Source organism: Rhizobium sp. P44RR-XXIV, from assembly GCF_001999485.2.
GTDB lineage: Bacteria > Pseudomonadota > Alphaproteobacteria > Rhizobiales > Rhizobiaceae > Rhizobium.
In genome coordinates, this window is record NZ_MPVZ02000028.1 from 137187 (window position 1) to 158188 (window position 21002).

A 21002-nucleotide genomic window follows, 5' to 3' on the forward strand; every position below is an offset into this window, starting at 1 on the left:
ATCTCAGTCGAAGAGGCTCGAAACCGAAGCTTCCTGGCTGGTGCGGTTGATGGCTTCGCCGATGAGGCTGGCCGTGCTGATGACGCGGATATTGGGGGCCGATTGCACCGCCGTCGTCGGCTGAATGGAATCGGTGATCACCAGTTCCTTCAGCTTTGAATTTGCAACACGCGTCACGGCGCCGCCGGAGAGTACGCCGTGGGTGATATAGGCGGTGACGCTTGCCGCGCCCTTTGCGAGCAGGGCGTCGGCCGCGTTGCAGAGGGTGCCGCCGGAATCCACGATGTCGTCGATCAGCAGGCAGTCTTTTCCTTCGACGTCACCAATGATGTTCATCACTTCGGATTCGCCCGGGCGGTCGCGGCGCTTGTCCACGATCGCCAACAGACAGTCGAGGCGTTTGGCAAGAGCGCGGGCGCGTACGACACCGCCTACGTCGGGCGAAACGACCATGACGTTGCTGATATCGTAATTGGCCTTGATGTCACGGGTCAGGATCGGCAGTGCGTAGAGATTGTCCGTGGGGATATCGAAGAAGCCCTGGATCTGGCCCGCATGCAGGTCAAGCGTGAGAACGCGGTCGGCGCCAGCCTCGGTGATGAGATTGGCCACCAGCTTGGCCGAGATCGGCGTGCGCCCGGAAGCGCGGCGATCCTGGCGGGCATAACCGAAATAGGGGATGACCGCCGTGATGCGGCGCGCCGAGGAGCGGCGCATCGCATCGATCATGATCAGCAGTTCCATCAGATGATCGTTGGTCGGAAACGATGTCGGCTGCACCAAGAACACATCTTCGCCGCGGACGTTCTCCTGGATTTCAACGAAGATTTCCTGGTCCGCAAAACGCCTGACACTGGCCTTGCCTAAGGGAACGTTGAGATAATTGCAGATCGCTTCGGCAAGATGCCTGTTCGAATTCCCTGCGAAAACCTTCATCTTGGCCCGCCTGTTACCAACCTGATAGCCGCGCTTTTAACCGCCTTGCTCTCGAATGCAAGGGGGGAAGGGTGCGATACCTTTCATATTTGTGAAAAGCTTGTGGCTATCCACCGCTGGAATTGCGCCAGGAATTGAATTCCGACATGGTTTTGGTGGCGATTTTCTGCATGACGGCGGGCGGAACGGCCGTCCAGGGATCGCCGCGCTTCAGTGGTGCGCTTTCTGCTCCCTGGATCCGGTGCACGCGATTGCCGGCATTATCAAGCACATCCCAGACATAGGTCACCGAGATCTGCGGTCCGTCCTCGAAGGCCGAGAGGTAACCCTTGAGGATATAACTGGCGCTGGCATCGCTGGAACTCTTGATTGTCAGGCCAAGCGAGCGGGCATCGGCGCCAAGTTGACGCGATAGCGGTGTAACGGCTTGGACGGGGGCGCCGATGATCGGCAGAAAGCGGATGCTGTTGCCACCAGTTGCCGCTGCGGCCGGCGGCAGCGATGCCTGCTGTTGGTCGGGTTGCTGCTGCTGATCAGCGGCGGCTTGCTGCTGTTGTGGTTGCGGATCGTCCGAGAGCCGGCGGTCAGCCTCGCGCTGCTCGTCGGATTGCGATGTCTGTGGATCGGCCGGGGCGATGGAAGCGGTGCGGCGTCGTCAAGCGGGCGCGAAGCATAGGGATTGGTGCCGTTCGACTTCAGCGCAGATGCCTGATCGTCCAGCGACCCGCCGCCGCCATAGCTTTGCGACTGATATGCCTGCTGGGAGGTCTGCTGCTGATAGCCGTAGCTGTCCTGTGTTCCCGGATAAGTCTGCCGGCGTTGCGGCGCGGTGGCCATCCGCTCGACATCCCGTTGAGTGACCGGGCTGGAGCTGACATCGCCGATCGCCTCGGGTGGCGTCAAGGCGTCCGTCGTGTTGCAGGCGGAGAGCGCGAGGCAAAAGCCGGCGACAATCAAAGTTGTCCTGACCAGTCCCATTTGCGCGATCCCTTCTCTTGACGGTCTCTCCGTTCAGGATCGCTATTTTACGCCACTAACGGTTAAGAAATTCGAGCGGGTGGCGGGAGAGCGCTTTGGGGCCCTGCGACGTCGTCAGATAGGTTTGCCCGAGGGTCATGGCGGTGCCGCTGTCGGAGTCCATGATGATCATATGGACGAAGAGCGACATGTTCTCCTCGATCTCCTGCGGATTGCCCATGTGGAACATTTCGTGCTCCATCCATGAGGGGGAAAAGCGTGCGCCGAGCGAATAGCCGCAGGCGTTGAGGCGGTGGCGGGCAAGGCCGCGCTCATCCATGATTTTCGCATGCATATCGAAAACATCGCCGAACGTATGTCCGGGCTTCAGGATTGTTTCGATCGCCTGCAGCGTTTCGAGGCAGGCGCTGTAGAGTTCGCGGTGGCGATGGCTGGGGGTGCCGATGACGACCGTTCGCATCATCGCGGCATGATAATGGGCACCAACGCCGGCCCATTCGAGCGTCAGCTGATCGTCAGCATCGAACTTGCGCCGGCCGGACTTGTAGCGGCAGAGCAAAGCCTCCGCGCCGGAACCAATGATGAATTCGTTGGCGGGGTAGTCGCCACCGCCGGAGAAGATAGCGCCCTGCATGGCGGCCAGAATATCCGCCTCATCCACGCCCGGCTTGATCAGGGACAGAGCGGCGTCGAGCGCATCGTCAGCAAGAGCGGCCGCGCGCTCGATATGGGCAATCTCCGCCGTGCTCTTGGTCAGGCGCAAGCGGCTGACAAGATAAGAGGCGTCGACGATCTGGCCGAAACTGGCGAGCTGATGGTCGAGCAGGCGGGCGATACGGCCCGTCATGCCATGCGTATCGTATTCGACGCCGATGCGTGTGCCGAGAAGATCCAGATCGGCAAGCAATTCCTTGAGGTCCAGCGTCGGATCGGCATTGAGGCGATCGACCCAGATATGAATGTCGGTGATGACCGAAGTGAGTTGAGCCTGACGCAGGTCGGCGGAGCGCGTCAGAAGCGTCATCGATCCATCGGCCTTGACCACCAGCGTTTGGAAAAAGCAGTAGCCGAAGGTATCGTAGCCGGTCAGCCAGTACATGCTCTCCTGCGCGAACAGCAGCATGGCATCGAGCTTCTCTTCCTGCATCCTGGCAAGCAGCCGAGCCAGGCGCGCGTCGAATTCGCTGCGTTCGAAATGCAGGGCCATATTAGCTTGCCTCCCCGATGGCGATGGCTGAGATCTGCCGGCCGTAGTCCGGCTCCTTCGCATGCGTTGTGCGGCGATAGGAGAAGAAGCGGTCGGGGTCCGGATAGGTGCAGAGGTCAAGGCTCTCTGCCGCGACGCCAGCCTTGCGCAACCGGTCGACGGTAAGTGCCGGCAGATTGAACATTGCGTGGCCAGCCCGTTCCGAAGGTGCAAAATATCGGGCGTAGTCGGGGTCGTGAGCCAGAAAGCGGTCGACGAATTCCGGTCCGACTTCATAGCTTGCCTGACTGATGGAGGGGCCGAGGCAGGCAACGATCGCCTCGCGCCTGGCGCCGAGCGCCACCATCGCATCAATGGTGTTTTCTAGTACGCCGGTCAGTGCGCCCTTCCAGCCGGCATGGGCGGCGCCGATGACCCGGTTTTCCGGATCGGCGAAAAGGATGGGGCCGCAATCGGCGGCAAGAACGCCGAGCGCAATCCCTGGCGTGGCCGTCACCATCGCATCGGCCTCGGGGCGATTGCCGTTATAGTGCTCATCGACTGTGACGACATCGGGGGAGTGGACCTGATGGACGGTGGCGAGCCGTTGCAACGGCAAGCCGAACCAATCGGCGACGCGGCGGCGGTTTTCCTGCACATGCTCGCGATTGTCATGCGAGCCGAGACCGACGTTCAAGCCTCTATAAAGGCCTTCGGAGACGCCGCCGGCACGGGTGAAATAACCGTGGCGAATGCCGGTAGCTTCTGCGGCGCTCAGCAGCGTGCTTGCAATGGGTTTCGGCAACTGGAGCGTCCCTTGATGTCTGGTTTAGCCTGTCGTGCGATGGATAACGCAGCCGCGGCGAAGCAGTTCGATTTGGCGGCGATGTTGGCCCAGCCCGGCGCGGGCTGTCAATCCGCGGCATGGAGAGTCAGTCAGGCGACAGGACGAAAGGGCAGGAGGTCGATCGCCGGGTTTGAGACGGCCAGCACCTTGAAGAGCTCTCCCATCTTGCCTTCGCCCGCACCCGCAAGTCGTTCCACAGCGGCGCGGATATTCTCCTGTGTCGCCGCATCCTGATCACGGCCGAGCGCTGCCGCTCGTTCCAGCAAGCCTAACCCGACCAGGAAATCTCCCTGATGACAACATCCGTTGATATGCGTGCCGGATGCCAGCGCCGTTTGCGCCAGATGTTGGAAATCCACATGGCTGGTGAGGTCCGCTTCGCCCGGATGCTCCAGTGGCGGATCATATTCATGCATGCGTACCGCCTGCAGCGTGTCTCCAAAGCCCGTCGTCATATGACCGTAGTCGATGGCGAGCGCCGTACCGCCTTGGGCTTTCAGCCTATCGCAGATCGTCGTCATGACAGCCTGGCGGGCAGGTGCGATTTCGAAAATGGTGCCGATCGGCGGCGGGCCGCCTTCGGGCAGAAGAGCAGGATCGAGAGTTGCGACGCCGGCGGTGAAGGTTAGTTCGTCATCAATGTCGAGCCCGACCGCGCGCTCGCGAAAGCCATTGGCGGTGCGCACGAATTGGCGGATCGGGATGGCGTCGAAGAGTTCGTTGGCGGCGAGCAGGGTAAAACCATCCGGCACTTCGCCGAAATCCGTATGCCAGGAAACCTTCGCGCCATGTGCCGCGAGGGTTTCCCGCTGGAATTCCTGCAGCCGCATGCTGGTTTCCACCAGATGCACGCTCATGGCATCATAGAGTGGCGGTGCCAGCTTGCCGATGACGCGCAGCATATCCGACATCATCGTGCCGCGACCTGGGCCGATCTCGACCAGACGCACATCGGATGGCGCTCCGTGGCGCTGCCATGCATGCACCATGAAGACGCCGATCATCTCGCCGAAGAGCTGGCTGATTTCGGGAGCGGTGACGAAGTCGCCGGACTGGCCGAAGGGCTCACGCGTTTTGTAATAGCCATGCACGGGATCGGCGAGACATAGCGAAAAATAGTCCGTAATGCTCAGTGGCCCGTTGGTGCGGATGATGGCTTTGATTTTTTCACCGAGCGCCGTCGTCATTCGTTGCTTTCGCTAGTGCACGGCCTTGGGAAGCTTGGGGGCTTTCGAAGCATCATGCGATATCAATCTTCGTCTCAAGCCGTCTGTCCGGTTACTGCCTGACGACGGGCGCGGATCACGGCCCAAAGGCCGATAGCGACCATAGGCAGCGACAGCACCATTCCCATCGTTAGCCAGTTCGTGCCGAGGAGATAGCCGAGCTGCTCGTCAGGTTGACGGAAGAATTCGACAAAAATACGCGAGAAGGCATAGCCAATCACAAAAATGCCACTGACCGTGCCGGGCTTCTTAAGCGCGAAGGCCCAACGCGTGACGATGAAGAGAACGAGGAAGAGGATGATGCCTTCGATACCGGCCTCGTAAAGCTGGCTTGGATGGCGCGGATCGGGGCCTGCGGGGCAGACGCCATTATGGGCCGCGATCACATGCGGGCTGCAGAATACCATCGCCCAGGGCACATCCGAGACCCGGCCCCAAAGCTCGCCGTTGATGAAATTGGCGATGCGACCGAAGAAGAGCCCGATCGGCGCGACTGCGGCGACGATATCGAACAGGCTCCATGCGGGGATATTGTTGCGCTTTGCGAACAGGAACATGGCGATGGTCGTGCCGATCAATCCGCCGTGGAAGGACATGCCGCCGTTCCAGACCTCGATAGCGCGGATCGGATTGGCAAGGACCGGATCGAGATCATAGAACAGGATGTAGCCGATACGACCGCCGAGGACGATGCCGAACGCCACCCAGAGGATGAAGTCATCCAGATGCTGGCGGGTCATCGGAGCGCTGTCGTTCAGCCAAAGCTTGCCGTTGTCGACCAATCGACGCGCATAGAACCAGCCAAGCAGGATGCCCGCCACGTAGGCAAGCCCGTACCAGTGGATCGAGAGCGGCCCTAGTGAAACGGCAATCGGATCGATATCCGGAAATGGCAGGATGGCGGCGAGATTGGCGGATGTCAGCAAGATCGTCAGGCCCGTTGCAGCGTGATTCCCAAAAGCACTGCGCCTTTTCGGGACAGGAATATTTTAAGTCCAAATGTGCGCGGAACATGGCGCTCGCTGTCGAAACGGTCAAGTCGATTATTGATATGCCCGTTATCGTGGGTCCGGTTGTCCCCGTCCTATCTCAATTTGCTTGCATCGGCCCCTTGGAAATCCTACCTCAACACTATCTGGCCCCGTATCGATGCCTGCTGGTTTTAGGGGCTGACGGCCGCAAGGAGATTGCTATGAGCACTGGACCGAACCGTATCCTGGATGAATTCGCCAAGCTGATGACCGACGCTGCCGGTGCTGCCCAGGGCGTGCGCCGCGAGGTTGAGACCGCTTTCAACGCCCATGCCGAGCGCTGGCTGAACAGCATGGATATCGTCAAGCGCGAGGAATTCGAGGCCGTTCGCGAAATGGCGATCAAGGCGCGCGACGAAAACGAGGCGCTCCTTGCGAGAATCGAAGCGCTCGAAGCCAAGCTCGCCTCCAAGGGCAAATAAGCTGCAATCTTCCACTGCGGATCGGCGCGGCACCCGTTTGCCGCGCTTTTTTTATGCGAAAAATTTCATTTGTTTTTCCACCTGTGGACATAGGCAAAAAAGCCAATTGCCAGAGTCGGTTATGACTCCCTTCTGAATAGGTGCGACAACCGCTGTCCACAGCGCCGTTTCCAAAATCGCCGTTCAGGGGCTGGCAGGCCGGGCATGCCGCTATACACTGATTTTAAATGATGATTCGAAACGGACTTGGTAAGCTCCGGGCAGGGTGGACGCGTTAGTCTGGCAGCCGTTCAACATCATCCCGAGGATGTTTCCGGGGTAAAGCGGGTTGCGTTATTTCAGTGTTGAACCACGGGAAAACTGCATTCGTTCCGGTCAAGAAGGTGCTGCATGAGCCTTATGGAAATGGAAGTCGAACGACAATCGAATCCGGTGGACATGATCGAGTTCGTGGCGGCCAACAACGACTGGTCGTTTGAACGATCAGGCGAAGACGAGCTTGCCATGACGGTCGAAGGGCGGTGGACCGATTACCACGTGTCTTTCTCGTGGATGGAAGAATTCGAGGCGTTGCATATCGCCTGTGCCTTCGACGTGAAGGTCTCGGAGCCCCGCGTCAACGAGGTGATCAAGCTGCTGTCCTGCATCAACGGGCAAGTGCTGATGGGTCACTTCGATCTCTGGCGGCAGGAAAATATCGTTATTTTCCGCCAGTCGCTGCTGCTGTCCGGCGGTGCCGAGCCGACAAACCGACAGGTGGAAGTGCTGCTTTCCAATGCGCTTGACACCTGTGAGGCATACTATCAGGCTTTCCAGTTCGTGGTGTGGTCCGGCCTCGATGCCAATCGCGCCATGGAAGCGGTGCTGTTCGAAACGGTAGGCGAAGCGTGACATGACAGGCCAACAGTCCGCCAGTGCTTTCGCATCCTCCGGGCCGATCTTGCTGATCGGCGCCGGCAATATGGGCGGTGCGCTGCTGACAGGATGGCTGAAGAACGGGGTGCCGGGATCGTCGGTCATCGTCGTCGATCCCAATCCGTCCGAACCGATGCGGAAGATGATTGCGGATGCGGGCGCCAGCCATGTCACGGGCGTTCCTGCCGGCGTGACGGCGGGTGTGCTCTTCATTGCCGTCAAGCCTCAGCTGATGGATGCCGTGCTGCCGCCATTGAAAGCTACGGTAGGTGATAATACCGTGGTCGTATCGATTGCGGCAGGCAAGACGCTCGCCGCGCTCGAAGCGCATCTCGGTGAAGCAGCCATGGTGCGAGCCATGCCCAATACGCCTGCCATGGTCGGGCGCGGCGTTACCGGCGCTTTTGCGAATGACAGGGTTGCCGAATTTCAGAGGCAACTTGTCCAGAATCTCCTTAAAGTATCCGGCCCGGTCGAGTGGGTGCCGGGAGAGGCCGATATCGATTCGGTAACCGCTGTCTCGGGCAGCGGTCCCGCCTATGTTTTCTATCTCGTCGAATGCATGGCGGAGGCTGGCCGGAAGCTCGGCCTGCAGGCGGACCTCGCCATGCGGCTCGCACGGGAGACTGTCGCGGGGGCTGGTGAATTGCTCCATCAGTCCCCCGACGACGCAGCGCGTCTGCGCCAGAACGTCACGTCTCCCGGCGGCACGACCGCTGCGGCGCTGGGCGTTTTGATGGCCGAAGACGGCATGCAGCCCTTGTTCGATGCGGCGCTGGAAGCGGCTCGCAAGCGGGCGCAAGAGTTGGCCGGCTGAATTCTACGGGGAAGGCGGAAGCATGACGGAAGAGATCACCTATGGCGATTTCGAACGCGTGGATATTCGCGTTGGGACGATCATCGAGGCGGAGACCTTTCCGGAAGCCCGCAAGCCCGCATACAAGCTGCGGATCGATTTCGGGCCGGAGATCGGCATCAAGCGTTCCTCCGCGCAGATTACCGTACATTATACGCCGGAAACCCTTGTCGGCCGGCAGGTGCTTGCCGTGGTCAATTTCCCGCCGCGCCAGATTGGGCCCGTGCGTTCAGAAGTTCTGACGCTCGGATTCGAGGATGAGGCAGGCGCGATCGTTCTTGCCGCCGTGACGCATCCGGTGCCGAACGGCAAGAAGATGATGTGAGACGCATTCCTCCACGGGAATGAATGGCTCAATGAATATCCCTTGATAGCGGATCAGTCAGGCTGAAGTGGAGAAATTCCGCTTCGAAGCCTTCCCGCTGTGGCGAGCAAAAGGCAGGGCCGATCGACAGCTCCTCCAGCGTTGGGTCGAACCAGGCGAGCCTTGCCATGCGCCATTCGTCCATCCTGTCGGTGCGATACTGGATGAAGAGTGCGTCGCCGTTGCGTGTCACCCGCGCGGACATGGCGTCGAATTCATGCTCCAGCCGAAAGGCCGACCAGTCGGAATTGCCATTGGTGACGACGACGCTGAAATGCCTTGCGCCATCAGTATATTCGATCCCGCATTTCATCCAGTGCCTGGCATCGTGGCGGATCATCAGGCCTGCCTGATCGTAGAGTTCACGGTAATGCCCGATGAAGCTCACCTCGGCGGTAAAGTCACCCCGGCGCGGCTTTCCGAGAAAATGACCGTCGTCGCGATGGAAGCCGTAATAGGTTTCCTGCCAGAAATCGGTCTTGTTGCCTGAGCGTACGAATAACCGACCCTGGTTCATTTCCCATGCCGGCGGCGCGTTCAGCCAATGCATGCCATCGATGTCGATCGACATAGTGCTTTCTCCTTCAGGCAGGAATGCGGATGGTGGCGCGCAGGCCGCCCAGCGGGCTGTCGGAAAGCGTGACGTTGCCGCCATGGCTGCGGGCGATATCGCGGGCAATGGCCAAGCCGAGGCCGGTGCCGGATTTGTCGAGATTGCGCGCAGAATCCAGCCGGAAGAACGGCTTGAAGACATCCTCTCGCGCCTCGGGGGGGATGCCCGGGCCATCGTCGTCGAAGATAATCGTCAGCCACTTGGCACTATGCTTAGCCTCGATACGCAGGCTTTTTGCGTAGCGGCGGGCATTCGTGGCAAGATTGGTGACAAGTCGGGTAAAGGCATTCGCACGGACGGAAATCTCGTCGTCACCGTCGATGGTGAAGTCCATGGATTTGCCGTGCAATGTGAAGTCCTGCCGAATCCTCTCCAGGATGTCGCTGAGCCTGAACTGGCCGACATCCTCCTCCGCTTCGCCGCGTGCAAAGGCCATATAGCCTTCGAGCATGCTCTGCATATCCTCGACATCCTCGTTGAGGCCGGCAAGATCGGGATTGTCGCTGGCAAGAGCGAGCTGGAGCTTGAAGCGGGTGAGCACCGTTCGCAGGTCGTGGCTGACGCCTGACAGCATCGCCGTGCGCTGCTCGAGTTGTCGCTCGATGCGCTCGCGCATCAGGATGAAAGCGAGGCCGGCGCGCCGAACCTCGTCGGCGCCGCGCGGAGAGTAGTTCTCCAGACGCTGCCCCTTGCCGAAGCTCTCGGCGGCGCGGGCCAGCGCCAGGATCGGCCTGATCTGGCCGCGCAGGAACAATACGGCGATACCGATCAGCACCAGCGACGTGCCGACCATCCAGAGAATGAAGATATGCGTATTGGACGCATAGGTCTGGCTGCGCTTGGCAAAGACGCGTAGCACCTTGTCGGGCAGCTTGACCCGGATCTCGACCAGGCTGGAGTTTCCAACCGTGTCGATCCAGAAGGGCAGGTTGATCTGATCACGGATCTCGTCGCTCAGAATGCCGTCAAGGATCGAGAAGAATGGCTTCTCGCGCGGAGGCGGCAATTCGCCGCCCGGCTCTATCGAGATGCTGAGGTCGAGCTTCTGGCGCGCGATCTGGGTAATGGCGGAGAAGTCCGCGTCCTGCGGATAGGTCTGGATGATGGCGATGATCGCGGCGATATCGCGTGTGGTTGCCATCGACAGCCGCTGCGTCACCATTTGCCAGTGACGTTCCATGAACACGACGGTAACGACGGCCTGGAGGATAATCATCGGCAGGATGAAGATGAGCAGCGAGCGGGCATAGAGGCCAGTCGGCAACACATATCGACGCATCCAGCGCGAAAGCCACCGCAGCCCATTCGACGGCGTGTGATCCTGTTCACGTCTGATCGAATCGAATGCCACCATTGCCGCGGACCCTTGGAACCGAACTCAGTCTATGCTCAGACGGTAGCCAATGCCACGTACCGTCTGTAACCAGATAGGGTTTGCCGGGTCGTCTTCAATCTTGCGGCGCAGCCGATTTATCTGCACATCGATGGTGCGCTCGCCGACCTCGGTGTCGCCGCCGATCAGCTCATGGCGCGGGATGGTCTCACCGGCGCGCTTGGCAAAGAGCAGCATGATTTCCTGCTCCCGATCGGTCAGGCGGATGAGTTCCGCCGACTTTTTCAGCTCCTTGCGGGTCAGCGAGAATGTATAGGGGCCGAACATGACAAGCTCGATTTTCGGGGAATCGGCCGGGGTGTTGCGGCGAAGGATATTGTTGACGCGCAGCACCAGCTCGCGCGGATCGAAAGGCTTCGGGAGATAGTCGTCGGCGCCGGCCTCAAGGCCGGCAATGCGGGAATCGGCTTCCGCAAGCGCCGTCAGCATGATGACCGGGATATTCTTGATGGCCCGCAGGCTTGCCGTCAGCTCGATGCCGGATTCGCCGGGCATCATCACATCCATGATGATGAGATCGAAATCGAGCCCTTCAAGCTTGCGGCGCGCTTCGGCGCCGTCCGCCGCCGCCGTTACGCGAAACCCTTTCTCCATAAGGTAGCGATTGAGAAGGGCGCGGATACGCGTGTCGTCATCCACAACCAAAAGATGTGCCGCATCGTCCGAAATAGCTGTCTTCGTCGTCATTCGATCCGTCTCAATCCTGCCCGTTGATGGAAATGATCCATTCCGCGCCAGCCTTATGCGGCTGGAACCGTCGTCACTTCTCGGTTTGCATTCCCCTCAGGAAACGTTTCACGCTTTCGCGCGTTGCTTCCGATGCGCCTTCGAATGCCCGTTCAATACGGCGCGATTGCGGCTCGGCTAGCGCCAGCGCCAGATCGCGGCCCGCTTGCGTGGGATAAAGCTTGCGTTGACGCCGGTCCTCGGGACCGGCGACCTGCCGAATATAACCTGAATCGATCAATTGTTTTAGAACCCGCGCCAAACTCTGTTTGGTGATCTGCAGTGTTTCCAGAAGGTCCGCAACGGTCATACCGGGTTCGCGGTTAACGAAATGGACGACACGGTGATGGGCCCGGCCAAAGCCGCTCTTGACCAGGATCTGATCCGGATCCGATACGAAGTCACGGTAGGCGAAGAAAAGCAGCTCGATGATCTCGAAATCGATGATTCCCGCGTTCTGCATCGGCGTTGCCAGCAACTCCGCCTTTGTCGCGTTTTGGCTCATCTGTCGTGCCACCGTAGCATTTCCTTTTTATCTTGGACTGTCTGGGAAACTTATGCAAAAATATGTCAGCTTTATTGACATTTTTATGCCATCGGTTGCTTCCGCACAATGCCGCATACCTGGAACGGGGTTGCCGTTCGCGGGAAATTAGATGCGGCCTTGCAAAAACTTCAACATCGCTGAATTCCCTGGCGCCTCGCGGATGGTGCGCAAGGAGAACAGCAACGGTCGACATAATGTAAAGTCGCCCCGCTGTTATACATGGCTCCTGCCGGCCAGGTGACGGAAAAACCAGTATCTCCCGCAAATTGCATTGCATCGATGCGGGATCATAAGCCGGACAAGCAGTCGGTCGTCAGCCAAGGAGGACTTCCTCTTGCCTCATGCAAGGAGCGCCTGCGGGAGCATCGAAGTCGCAGCTTTTCAAACAGGACCTGCATATGGATACGCAAAAGCCGAGCGTGCATGTCGCTCGGCTTTTGCTGCGTATGATTTTACGACTTGCGGCCGAGAACCGCGCCAACGATTGCCGAGAGCACGCCGCCGGCGATCAGTGATGATATGCCTTGTGCCACGAGGCCCGTGAGGGCTTCACTGCCGATCAGATTGAGGATGACCCCGCCGCCAAGGCCGCCAATGGCGCCCGCAATCGTTCTGGCGATGAGATTGATGCCGTCCTGCTTCAAAACGGCGCTCGCGGCGTTGCCGCCGATCGCACCGGCTATCAGCTGTGTGATGATAGGCCCTAGACTTTCCATGATTGCCCTTCTCCCATAGTTCCGGAAGACGCTTCCGGATGCCCTCTCGTCGCGTCCTGGATCGGTGCCAGGGAGCGGCGATAATCCTCACTGATATTAGGATTACATCATGCACCAGACGGTGGAAATAGAAGGGCAACTCAAACGGGAGAAATTCGCAATAAAAGCGGGGGAAATCCGCTCCTTAGGCATGCGGCCGGCTAGCCGCACGCGAATTTTGCCATCTTGCTCGAGTTCCGAGCCGAATCAGCGATAGACGTAAACGATCCGTCGCGTGCCTGGATCAACCAGGACCGGTTGGCGGTTCACCTCGACATAGCTGTATTGATAATCCGGAATGCGGTGCACCTCGACGCTTTGCGGCAGCGTGGAACCGACCACTACGTCGCCGTCCAACTGGACTGTGTCGACGGGATTGTCGTCGATGTAGCCCCGGATATTGCCGGGCGGCGTAATGGCAACGACCTTGTCGCCACTCTCATCAGCGGGGCCGAGCAGTTCGTCATTCGGTCCTGGCTGTGCGGCTTGCACGCTGCCTGTCTTGACCGGGTCAGTCTGCTCGTAGGTAACCGTGGGAATGCCGAGATCGTCACGATGGTCCTGAACGACGACAGAGGCGCCGTTTTGCTCGACGTTGAGATACTGGGCATAGACCCAGCCGCGCATGCCGTTAACATCTACGCGGCACCAGCGGCTGCCTTCGACACAGCCATCCAGCGTCGCTTCGGAGCCACGTGTTGCGACGCCGACGGTTGGAAACTCGGCACCGGGGCCTGAACGGACTTCGATGTCGCTGGCGGTGGTTGCAGCCATTTCCGCCTGCGCCAGACCGGCGCTGCCGACAAGGACAAGGCCTGTCAGCAGCAGATTTCTCTTCAAGGACATTGGTTCTCTCCTTCTGCCTTAAAAGACGTATCTCAACGCTTCGGACGCTTCAGTGTTCCGATCCGCACGGTTCGATCCTGACGCTTGCTGAGAGGACGGTCAGGTAACCGTAAGAATTATTTACCTATTTCCGGAATCCGTAAGGTGGAGCTCGCGCGAGCGCGGCACTTTGAGGGCGCCAGGGGCTGTTTTGCCCGGAGTTTGCGGCTATACCGGCAGCACGACGATCCAAGAGACGAGGCGCTTCATGGGCATGCTCCAGGCCGGCATCATTCCGGTGACCCCTTTCGAACAGAATTGCACCATCCTGTTCGACCCGGATACCAAGGAGGGGGTGGTGGTCGATCCCGGTGGCGATGTCGACGTCATCCTGCAGACGGTGCGTGAAAATGGTCTGACCTTGAAGGCCATCTGGTTGACTCATGGCCATATCGATCATGCCGGCGGTGCAGACGAGGTGCGCGAAGCGCTCGATATCGAGGTGATCGGCCCGCATGAGGATGACCGGTTCCTGCTGGAAGACATCGAAGCCAAGGGCAAGATGTTCAACATCGATGGCGTGCGCAATGTGGTGCCAGATCGCTTTCTGAAGGACGGCGACAAGGTTTCCTTCGGCGAACATGAATTCGAGGTGTTTCACTGCCCGGGTCATGCGCCCGGCCACGTCATATACGTCAATCGCAAGCAGGGCTTCGCACATCTCGGCGACGTGCTTTTCAGCGGCTCGATCGGCCGCACGGATTTGCCCGGCGGCAACCATCAGCAGCTGTTGGATTCAATCCGCGACAAGGTCTTCCCGCTTGGCGACGAAGTCGGCTTCATCTGCGGTCATGGTCCGGGCAGCCGCATTGGCGAGGAGCGTCGCACCAATCCTTTCCTCCGCGGGCTTTGAATCAGAAAGCGCCGCTCAGGGGCGGCGCTCTCTCGATCTGGTCCGATGTGTCTGGATCAATCTGCCGTGCAGAAGTGGCGCATGCCGTCAAAGCCGACATAGGTGCCGCTTTGGCCGTCAAAGCTTCTATAGCGGTCGTAGCAATAGCGCATCCATGCAGAGGACCACGGACGGAGGCCGGAAACCGGCGGTGGAGCGTAGTAGCTGACATCCCGCTCGACATAGACGCGGCGCGGCGCCGGGCGATAATAATAGGGCGGAGGAGGGGCGTCATAATCAGGTTCGACATAGACCGGTGCCGGCTCCACATAACGTGGCTGGCTGGCGATCGCCGAGCCGACGATCAGACCGGTGGCGAGACCGGCGGCGCCGAGCGCCCAACCATCCCGGTTGCGGTGACGCCAATATTCGTCCGCTGAAGCGGCACTCATGGACGTCAGCGTCAATGCTGCAGCCATGGCGGACATGACGAGCGATTTGCCGAGTATGGTCATTGGTCTATCCTTCAACGAAAACGGGACAACTATTATCCCCGTTGTTTCACGTCAGGCAGACTAAATGCGATAAACTGAATGCAGACTGAATGATAAAAACCCGGCATCGCTGCCGGGCCTCAACTCGAATGATAGCCGTAAGACGTATCAGCCCGCAATCTGGAGATTGACGGCCTTCGGTCCCTTACCGCGGCGATCCGGTTCCGTGTCGAAGCTTACTTTCTGGTTTTCAGACAGTCCTGCCAGGCCGGATGCCTGAACCGCAGAAATATGTACAAAGATGTCTGCTCCACCTTTGTCCGGCTTAATGAAGCCAAAGCCCTTATCGGTGTTGAAAAACTTTACAGTGCCAGTCTCGGCCATGCCTAAGGTCCCTTTTCTCTCTGCCCGCCATCCACACGGGCAGCACTACTGTATTGCCCTTGCGGGCGCTTGCAGGCAGTTCTCGCAATTTGAAGGAAAAGGTCCCCTATACCTCGGCTTGACCTCGATGCGATGTTTGCCACCCCGCGTCTTGACCAAGCTGACCGGAATATTAGCGTTTCCGGCGCGCAATTCTATTAGGACTTCCCATGCTCTAAAAATGCCCGAACATCGTTGAGAGTGCTGTGTTTATTGGGAATTGGCAAGCAAAAGTTTTTTAACGTATCGAGAGGAGCACAGTCCTGTAACGCGATGATGTTATGGCGATTCGCAAATTTTCCCACGTTGAAACAAGTTTCTAAGGGTTTTGCATCGTTGGCGATATAATTTTGGCGAAATTTTCCCAAATCGGCCGCGATCAGCGCCCGTTTTAGATTGTCCGAGAAAATTTCAAAGAGGGTAGCCGCAAACAGCCATAGCGTGCATTTCAGGCCGCTTTCATGCCGTTGCGCTACGGCGGCGAACGATTTCAGGCACCAGTTCCACCGCGAGCATGGCGGTGAACATCAAGGCGCAGCCGGCATAGCCGAGCGGCCCCATGGTCTCGCCGAGCAGCAAAGCGCCAAGTGAGGCTCCGAACAGAGCTTCCGAGGAGAGGAAGATCGCCGCCTGCGGGGCGGTCGTGTAACGCTGGCCGATAATCTGCAGCGCGAAGGCAAGGCCGGATGAAAAGATGCCGACATAAAGGATTTCGCCGAGTGCTGCGCGGATGGCGGCCATGCTGATCGGCTCTATGGCGGCGGCTACTGCCAAAGCGAGGACGGCGGTGACTGCGAATTGCGTGGCGGAAATACCGAGGGGCCGACCGGTTTCGTTGACGGCAGAGCCGGCAAGCGTGATCTGCGCGGCCCAGAACAGCGCACAAATCACGGTGAGGAAATCGCCGATCGTCAGATGCGACAGAGATCCGCCGGACAGGAGATAGATGCCGCCGAGCGCCATCAGAGCCGCCGGCCAGATGATCCAATGGGGAGACCGGCGCAGGAAGACGACGGCGATCAAGGGTACGAAGACGACGTAAAGGCCGGTGATGAAGCTGGAGTTCGTGACGGTCGTGGTCAGGAGCCCGAGCTGCTGCGTTGCGGCGCCGCCGAACAACGCGACGCCGATCAGCACGAAGGAGAGCCAGTTGCGAGGCGTCAGCGGCTGCGCCGTCTTCCTGTTTTCCATCCACACGAAGGGGAGGACGACGATGGTCGCGACGGCGAATCGCAGACCGATGAACCAGAACGGTCCGATCGACTTCATTGCTGTCGATTGCGCGACGAAGCCTCCGCCCCAGATTGCGGCAGCCAGCAACAACAATAAATTCGCCTGTATGCGAGACATTTGCATCCTACGGGAGGGGGAATGATCTTCATGACCGTTAGCAGTTGCATTTGCCCGGAGCAAGGCCGAAAGGTACCGGCGATGGTGAGCCACATGCGCCTAGTTCGTCGCTCTTGAAACTCTCAAAAGCGCGCCATCATTCTCGTCCGTCGTAATCAAAAGCGCACCGTCGGGCGCGATAACAATGTCGCGCATGCGACCGAATTGATCGTCGAACATGCGTTCCCGCTCGGTGATCTTGCCGCCGGCGTCGCGCTCGAGGCGAGACAGCAGCTGGAATTTCAGCGCCGTGACCAGCAGGTCGCCATTCCATTCCGGAAACATCTTGCCGCGATAGACGACAATGGCGCCGGGTGCGATCGACGGATCCCAGTAGAAGAGGGGCTGTTCCATGCCCTTCTTCGCCGTGCCGATGCCGATCTTCGTGCCGTTGTAGTTGACCCCGTAGGAGATGACCGGCCAGCCATAGTTCTTGCCGGCTTCGGGCGTGTTGATCTCGTCGCCGCCCTTCGCGCCATGCTCGGCCGTATAGAGCTTGCCTGTCGCCGTATCGAAGGTGATGCCCTGCGGATTGCGATGACCCTTCGACCAGATTTCCGGCAAAGCGCTCTTGCCATCCTTGAAGGGATTGTCGGCGGGAATGCTGCCATCCGCCTCGATATGGATGATGGAGCTTGCATCGTCATGGAAATCCTGTGCGCGATCCTGCTCGCCGCGATCGCCGAGGCCGACGAAAAGGCTGCCATCCCCGGCAATGGCAATGCGCGCACCATACTGGATATTGCCGCGCGACAGCTTGTTCATCAGGAAAATGCGCTTCACCTCGGTCAGTTGCTTCTCGTCCTGTGAAAGTTTGGCGCGGAATACGGCCGTGCCGCTACCGCCGTCGGCTGCTATCGAAGCGGTGAAATACAGAGTTCGGTTGCTGCTGAATTTCGGGTCGAGCTCGACGTCCAGCAGGCCGCCTTGTCCGCGGGCATAGACCTCCGGCACTCCGGCAATCGGGGCTGACACCTTGCCATCGCGGATCAGGCGCATTCGGCCGGGCCGTTCGGTCACAAGATAGGTGCCATCCGGCAGCACTGCGACCGCCCAAGGATGTTCGAGCCCGGTGGCGATCGTTTCGACTTTGACCGCTACTTTCTGCGTCTTGATGGTCTGAGAGGTTTCGGCAGATGCCGCGCCTGTCGACCACAGAGCTGATGCCACCAAGGCAATCGCAAATCCTCCTGGACCAAAGCGCATGTTCTCAACTCCCCCAATATAGCCGCTTTCGCAACGTGGGGCGGCCGACCCGGCGTTCAAGGAGAGGCGTGTGGTCGATAACGCCATTGTGTTCGTAAACGTGGCGTCTCCATGTTTCTCCGGTCGATCCAGACTGAGGGCAAGGCGCCGATGCGTCGACCCGATCTGTGTCGACAGGCTCGCGTGAAGTTCCGGATATGGGAAACTGTTTGATTTTTATCGGAAATTTCAAGGCTCTTCAGAAACTGAATCAGCTGCTTCGCAAATTGATTCAACGTCGAGGGATCGGCGGGATGGCGCATGACGATGCGGAGGTCATGCGCGGCCCTCCGCCGGCACCTCAAGGTCGGCTGAAGATGGTGCGAAAGACAACGCCGGAAAGCCATGAAATAAAGCCACTGTGACGCCTTTGTGCTTGAAACCTCGGCCCATATTCGACATAGAGCTTAGCGCAGAAATCTGGTCCACAGGCTTTCTGCCCATTTCAACCGAATAGGACCGATCATCATGGCCTTTCTTGCCGACGCTCTTTCCCGTGTAAAGCCTTCTGCCACCATCGCCGTTTCCCAGAAAGCGCGCGAGTTGAAAGCAAAAGGACGCGACGTGATCGGCCTCGGCGCAGGCGAGCCTGATTTCGATACGCCGGATAATATCAAGACGGCGGCCATCGACGCGATCAATCGCGGCGAGACGAAGTATACGCCGGTTGCCGGCATCCCGGAACTGCGCAAGGCCATCGCCGCCAAGTTCAAGCGCGAGAACAATCTGGATTATGCCCCCGAGCAGACCATCGTCGGCACGGGCGGCAAGCAGATCCTGTTCAACGCCTTCATGGCGACGCTGAACCCCGGCGACGAAGTCGTGATCCCGACGCCTTACTGGGTATCCTATCCGGAAATGGTGGCGCTTTGCGGCGGCACCCCGGTTTTCGTCGCGACGACGCAGGCCAACAATTTCAAGCTTCAGCCGGCCGACCTCGAAAAGGCGATCACGCCGAAGACCAAGTGGTTCATGTTCAACTCGCCGTCCAACCCGTCGGGCGCTGCCTATTCGCATGACGAGCTGAAGGCGCTGACGGACGTGCTGGTCAAGCATCCGCATGTCTGGATCTTGACCGACGACATGTACGAGCACCTGACCTATGGCGAGTTCAAGTTCGCCACGCCGGTCGAAGTCGAGTCTAGCCTCTATGACCGCACGCTGACGATGAACGGCGTCTCGAAGGCCTATGCGATGACCGGTTGGCGTATCGGTTACGCTGCCGGCCCGCTGCAGCTCATCAAGGCCATGGACATGATCCAGGGTCAGCAGACTTCGGGTGCGACCTCCATCGCACAATGGGCTGCCGTCGAAGCGCTGAACGGTCCGCAGGACTTCATTCCGCGCAACAAGAAGATCTTCGAAGGCCGTCGCGATCTTGTCGTGTCCATGCTGAACCAGGCGAAGGGCCTTTCGTGCCCGGTTCCGGAAGGCGCTTTCTACGTCTATCCGTCCTGCGCCGGCCTGATCGGCAAGACGGCTCCGACCGGCAAGGTCATCGAGACGGACGAAGACTTCGTGTCCGAGCTGCTGGAATCGGAAGGCGTCGCCGTCGTGCACGGTTCTGCCTTCGGCCTCGGCCCGAACTTCCGCATCTCCTACGCGACCTCGGAAGAGCTGCTCGAAGAAGCTTGCCGCCGTATCCAGCGTTTCTGCGGCGCCTGCAAGTAAGCAGTTCTAAGACTAGTTAAATGAAAAGCCCGCCAGAGATGGCGGGCTTTTTTGTTGTCCGGTTTCGCTAACGGCTCATCAACTGAATCAAGTACCTCGCGATTTGAATCCGTCTGCCGTCTCAAGCCTTTGAAATCAGGGTCAAAGTCCGAGCGTCGTCAGCATGATGAAGGTGGCGAAGAGGATGAAATGGGTCATGCCTTCGATGGCGTTGGTCTCGCCATCGTTGAGGTTGATAGCGGCGACGATGAGGGTGATCATGACCATGACGGTCTGCACCGGTGACATCGCCATGATGAAGGGCTGGCCCGTATAGAGGGCGATCGCCTCCATGACGGGCACTGTCAGGATGACCGTCGAGAGCGAGGCGCCCAGGGCGATGTTGACCGTCGCCTGCATGCGGTTTCTAAGGGCCGCACGCAATGCCGTCAGAATTTCCGGCGCTGCCGATATTGCTGCGACGACGATGGCGGCGATGGCCGGTGGTGCGCCGGTGCCCTTGAGGCCGATATCCATGAACCCTGACATGAATTCTGCAAGCGCACCGATCAGCACCACGCCGATCAGGATCGTGACGATCGACGTGGTGGTGGATTCGTCCTCGTGATGCTCTTCGGGCGCCGAGAGCTTCTTCTCGGTGCGCGGATAGCTGTAGCTGAAGAAATAGCTGTGCTTGCCGACCTGCATGCGCAGGAACAGCGCGTAGAGCGCGATCATCGCAACGATGGTGAAGGCGGAATAGAAATGCCATTTCGCTTCAGGGATGAATTCCGGCACGATCATCGAAATGCCCATGGCCGTCAGGATCATCACGCCATAGGTCCGGCTGGAATCGTCATTATAGGGCTGTTCGCCATGCTTCAGTCCGCCGAGAAGGGCGGCAAGGCCGAGGATGCCGTTAATGTCGAGCATGACGGCCGAGTAGATGGTGTCGCGGACCAGTGTCGGCGAACTCTCTCCGCTCATCATGATGGCAAGGATGATGACTTCGACGGCAACGGCTGCCAATGTCAGGATCATCGTGCCATAGGGGTCGCCGACTTTTGCCGCGAGGTTTTCGGCGTGGTGGGCAACGCGCATGGATGCCAGCACAATCGTTGCGATCAATGCCGCCGCCGCGATCATGGACGCGGTCTGCCCCATTTCCAGCACGGTGTGCTCGACGGCATAGGCAATGACGGCGACCGCCAGCGCCACCAAGAGTGCTTTTTCCTGTCTAAACCAGTTTGATGTGATCACGTTCCCAACCTTTGCGCCGATTCCCGGTT

Annotated in this window: 24 protein-coding genes; 6 read left to right on the forward strand and 18 right to left on the reverse strand. The window is 59.2% G+C overall.

Features of this window, described 5'->3' with window-relative positions; translation table 11 throughout:
- Window positions 1–3: 3 nt before the first annotated feature.
- From BSK43_RS17750 to lgt, 7 genes are all read right to left on the reverse strand, one after another.
- Window positions 4–936, reverse strand: coding sequence for a ribose-phosphate pyrophosphokinase (locus BSK43_RS17750; RefSeq protein ID WP_068388287.1), 933 nt, complete (start codon window positions 934–936; stop codon window positions 4–6).
- Between the two features lie 106 nt (window positions 937–1042).
- Window positions 1043–1225 carry a hypothetical protein gene (locus BSK43_RS36140; protein WP_348641758.1) on the reverse strand — a complete coding sequence of 61 codons (183 nt, stop codon included), beginning with the start codon at window positions 1223–1225 and terminating at the stop codon, window positions 1043–1045.
- A gap of 83 nt (window positions 1226–1308) precedes the next feature.
- The gene (locus BSK43_RS17755) at window positions 1309–1914 is read right to left on the reverse strand and encodes a hypothetical protein (RefSeq protein ID WP_348641759.1); all 606 of its coding nucleotides are present in this window, start codon (window positions 1912–1914) and stop codon (window positions 1309–1311) included.
- A 55-nt stretch (window positions 1915–1969) separates the two neighbouring features.
- Window positions 1970–3121, reverse strand: a complete 1152-nt coding sequence (locus tag BSK43_RS17760; RefSeq protein WP_077469320.1) for a Xaa-Pro peptidase family protein — start codon at window positions 3119–3121, stop codon at window positions 1970–1972.
- 1 nt (window position 3122) lies between these two features.
- Complete coding sequence (gene pgeF, locus BSK43_RS17765) at window positions 3123–3905, reverse strand: peptidoglycan editing factor PgeF (protein ID WP_077469319.1); 783 nt, start codon at window positions 3903–3905, stop codon at window positions 3123–3125.
- Between the two features lie 131 nt (window positions 3906–4036).
- Window positions 4037–5134: a class I SAM-dependent methyltransferase gene (locus BSK43_RS17770; protein ID WP_077469318.1), complete on the reverse strand. Its 1098-nt coding sequence runs from the start codon at window positions 5132–5134 to the stop codon at window positions 4037–4039.
- A 74-nt stretch (window positions 5135–5208) separates the two neighbouring features.
- On the reverse strand, window positions 5209–6099 hold the full coding sequence (gene lgt / locus BSK43_RS17775) for a prolipoprotein diacylglyceryl transferase (RefSeq protein WP_077469317.1): 891 nt from the start codon (window positions 6097–6099) through the stop codon (window positions 5209–5211).
- A gap of 266 nt (window positions 6100–6365) precedes the next feature.
- On the opposite strand from lgt, the gene BSK43_RS17780 reads away from it, so the two are divergent.
- The 4 genes from BSK43_RS17780 to BSK43_RS17795 all read left to right on the forward strand — a co-directional run bounded on the left by BSK43_RS17780 (window position 6366) and on the right by BSK43_RS17795 (window position 8722).
- Complete coding sequence (locus BSK43_RS17780; protein ID WP_068388635.1) at window positions 6366–6626, forward strand: accessory factor UbiK family protein; 261 nt, start codon at window positions 6366–6368, stop codon at window positions 6624–6626.
- A 390-nt stretch (window positions 6627–7016) separates the two neighbouring features.
- Window positions 7017–7517 carry a YbjN domain-containing protein gene (locus tag BSK43_RS17785; RefSeq protein ID WP_077469316.1) on the forward strand — a complete coding sequence of 167 codons (501 nt, stop codon included), beginning with the start codon at window positions 7017–7019 and terminating at the stop codon, window positions 7515–7517.
- A 1-nt stretch (window position 7518) separates the two neighbouring features.
- Window positions 7519–8358: a pyrroline-5-carboxylate reductase gene (gene proC, locus BSK43_RS17790; RefSeq protein ID WP_077469315.1), complete on the forward strand. Its 840-nt coding sequence runs from the start codon at window positions 7519–7521 to the stop codon at window positions 8356–8358.
- Window positions 8359–8380: 22 nt separating this feature from the next.
- The gene (locus BSK43_RS17795; RefSeq protein WP_068388632.1) at window positions 8381–8722 is read left to right on the forward strand and encodes a tRNA-binding protein; all 342 of its coding nucleotides are present in this window, start codon (window positions 8381–8383) and stop codon (window positions 8720–8722) included.
- A 28-nt stretch (window positions 8723–8750) separates the two neighbouring features.
- Here the strand turns inward: BSK43_RS17795 and BSK43_RS17800 are convergent, their stop codons facing one another.
- The 6 genes from BSK43_RS17800 to BSK43_RS17825 all read right to left on the reverse strand — a co-directional run bounded on the left by BSK43_RS17800 (window position 8751) and on the right by BSK43_RS17825 (window position 13641).
- The gene (locus BSK43_RS17800) at window positions 8751–9332 is read right to left on the reverse strand and encodes a DUF1349 domain-containing protein (RefSeq protein WP_077469314.1); all 582 of its coding nucleotides are present in this window, start codon (window positions 9330–9332) and stop codon (window positions 8751–8753) included.
- Window positions 9333–9345: 13 nt separating this feature from the next.
- Window positions 9346–10728 carry an ATP-binding protein gene (locus BSK43_RS17805; RefSeq protein WP_077469313.1) on the reverse strand — a complete coding sequence of 461 codons (1383 nt, stop codon included), beginning with the start codon at window positions 10726–10728 and terminating at the stop codon, window positions 9346–9348.
- A gap of 24 nt (window positions 10729–10752) precedes the next feature.
- Window positions 10753–11454: a response regulator gene (locus BSK43_RS17810; RefSeq protein WP_077469312.1), complete on the reverse strand. Its 702-nt coding sequence runs from the start codon at window positions 11452–11454 to the stop codon at window positions 10753–10755.
- Between the two features lie 73 nt (window positions 11455–11527).
- Window positions 11528–12010 (reverse strand): MarR family transcriptional regulator, encoded by a 483-nt coding sequence (locus BSK43_RS17815; protein ID WP_077469311.1) that lies wholly within the window; start codon window positions 12008–12010, stop codon window positions 11528–11530.
- A 482-nt stretch (window positions 12011–12492) separates the two neighbouring features.
- Window positions 12493–12756 carry a hypothetical protein gene (locus BSK43_RS17820; RefSeq protein ID WP_068388252.1) on the reverse strand — a complete coding sequence of 88 codons (264 nt, stop codon included), beginning with the start codon at window positions 12754–12756 and terminating at the stop codon, window positions 12493–12495.
- Window positions 12757–13002: 246 nt separating this feature from the next.
- Complete coding sequence (locus tag BSK43_RS17825; protein ID WP_077469310.1) at window positions 13003–13641, reverse strand: DUF1236 domain-containing protein; 639 nt, start codon at window positions 13639–13641, stop codon at window positions 13003–13005.
- 247 nt (window positions 13642–13888) lie between these two features.
- Between BSK43_RS17825 and BSK43_RS17830 the strand changes: the two genes are divergently transcribed.
- Window positions 13889–14533: an MBL fold metallo-hydrolase gene (locus tag BSK43_RS17830; RefSeq protein ID WP_077469309.1), complete on the forward strand. Its 645-nt coding sequence runs from the start codon at window positions 13889–13891 to the stop codon at window positions 14531–14533.
- A 56-nt stretch (window positions 14534–14589) separates the two neighbouring features.
- Here BSK43_RS17830 and BSK43_RS17835 read toward each other — a convergent pair whose 3' ends face one another.
- The 4 genes from BSK43_RS17835 to BSK43_RS17850 form a co-directional block, all read right to left on the reverse strand.
- A complete protein-coding gene (locus BSK43_RS17835; protein ID WP_068388245.1) occupies window positions 14590–15027 on the reverse strand; it encodes a BA14K family protein in 438 nt (145 codons plus the stop codon).
- Window positions 15028–15174: 147 nt separating this feature from the next.
- On the reverse strand, window positions 15175–15390 hold the full coding sequence (locus tag BSK43_RS17840) for a cold-shock protein (RefSeq protein ID WP_004116423.1): 216 nt from the start codon (window positions 15388–15390) through the stop codon (window positions 15175–15177).
- 498 nt (window positions 15391–15888) lie between these two features.
- Window positions 15889–16779: a DMT family transporter gene (locus tag BSK43_RS17845; protein ID WP_077469308.1), complete on the reverse strand. Its 891-nt coding sequence runs from the start codon at window positions 16777–16779 to the stop codon at window positions 15889–15891.
- A 99-nt stretch (window positions 16780–16878) separates the two neighbouring features.
- A complete protein-coding gene (locus BSK43_RS17850) occupies window positions 16879–18024 on the reverse strand; it encodes a PQQ-dependent sugar dehydrogenase (RefSeq protein ID WP_077469307.1) in 1146 nt (381 codons plus the stop codon).
- A 507-nt stretch (window positions 18025–18531) separates the two neighbouring features.
- Between BSK43_RS17850 and BSK43_RS17855 the strand changes: the two genes are divergently transcribed.
- Window positions 18532–19734 (forward strand): pyridoxal phosphate-dependent aminotransferase, encoded by a 1203-nt coding sequence (locus BSK43_RS17855; protein WP_077469305.1) that lies wholly within the window; start codon window positions 18532–18534, stop codon window positions 19732–19734.
- 141 nt (window positions 19735–19875) lie between these two features.
- Here the strand turns inward: BSK43_RS17855 and BSK43_RS17860 are convergent, their stop codons facing one another.
- Window positions 19876–20973, reverse strand: coding sequence for a calcium:proton antiporter (locus BSK43_RS17860; RefSeq protein WP_077469388.1), 1098 nt, complete (start codon window positions 20971–20973; stop codon window positions 19876–19878).
- Between the last annotated feature and the right edge of the window lie 29 nt (window positions 20974–21002).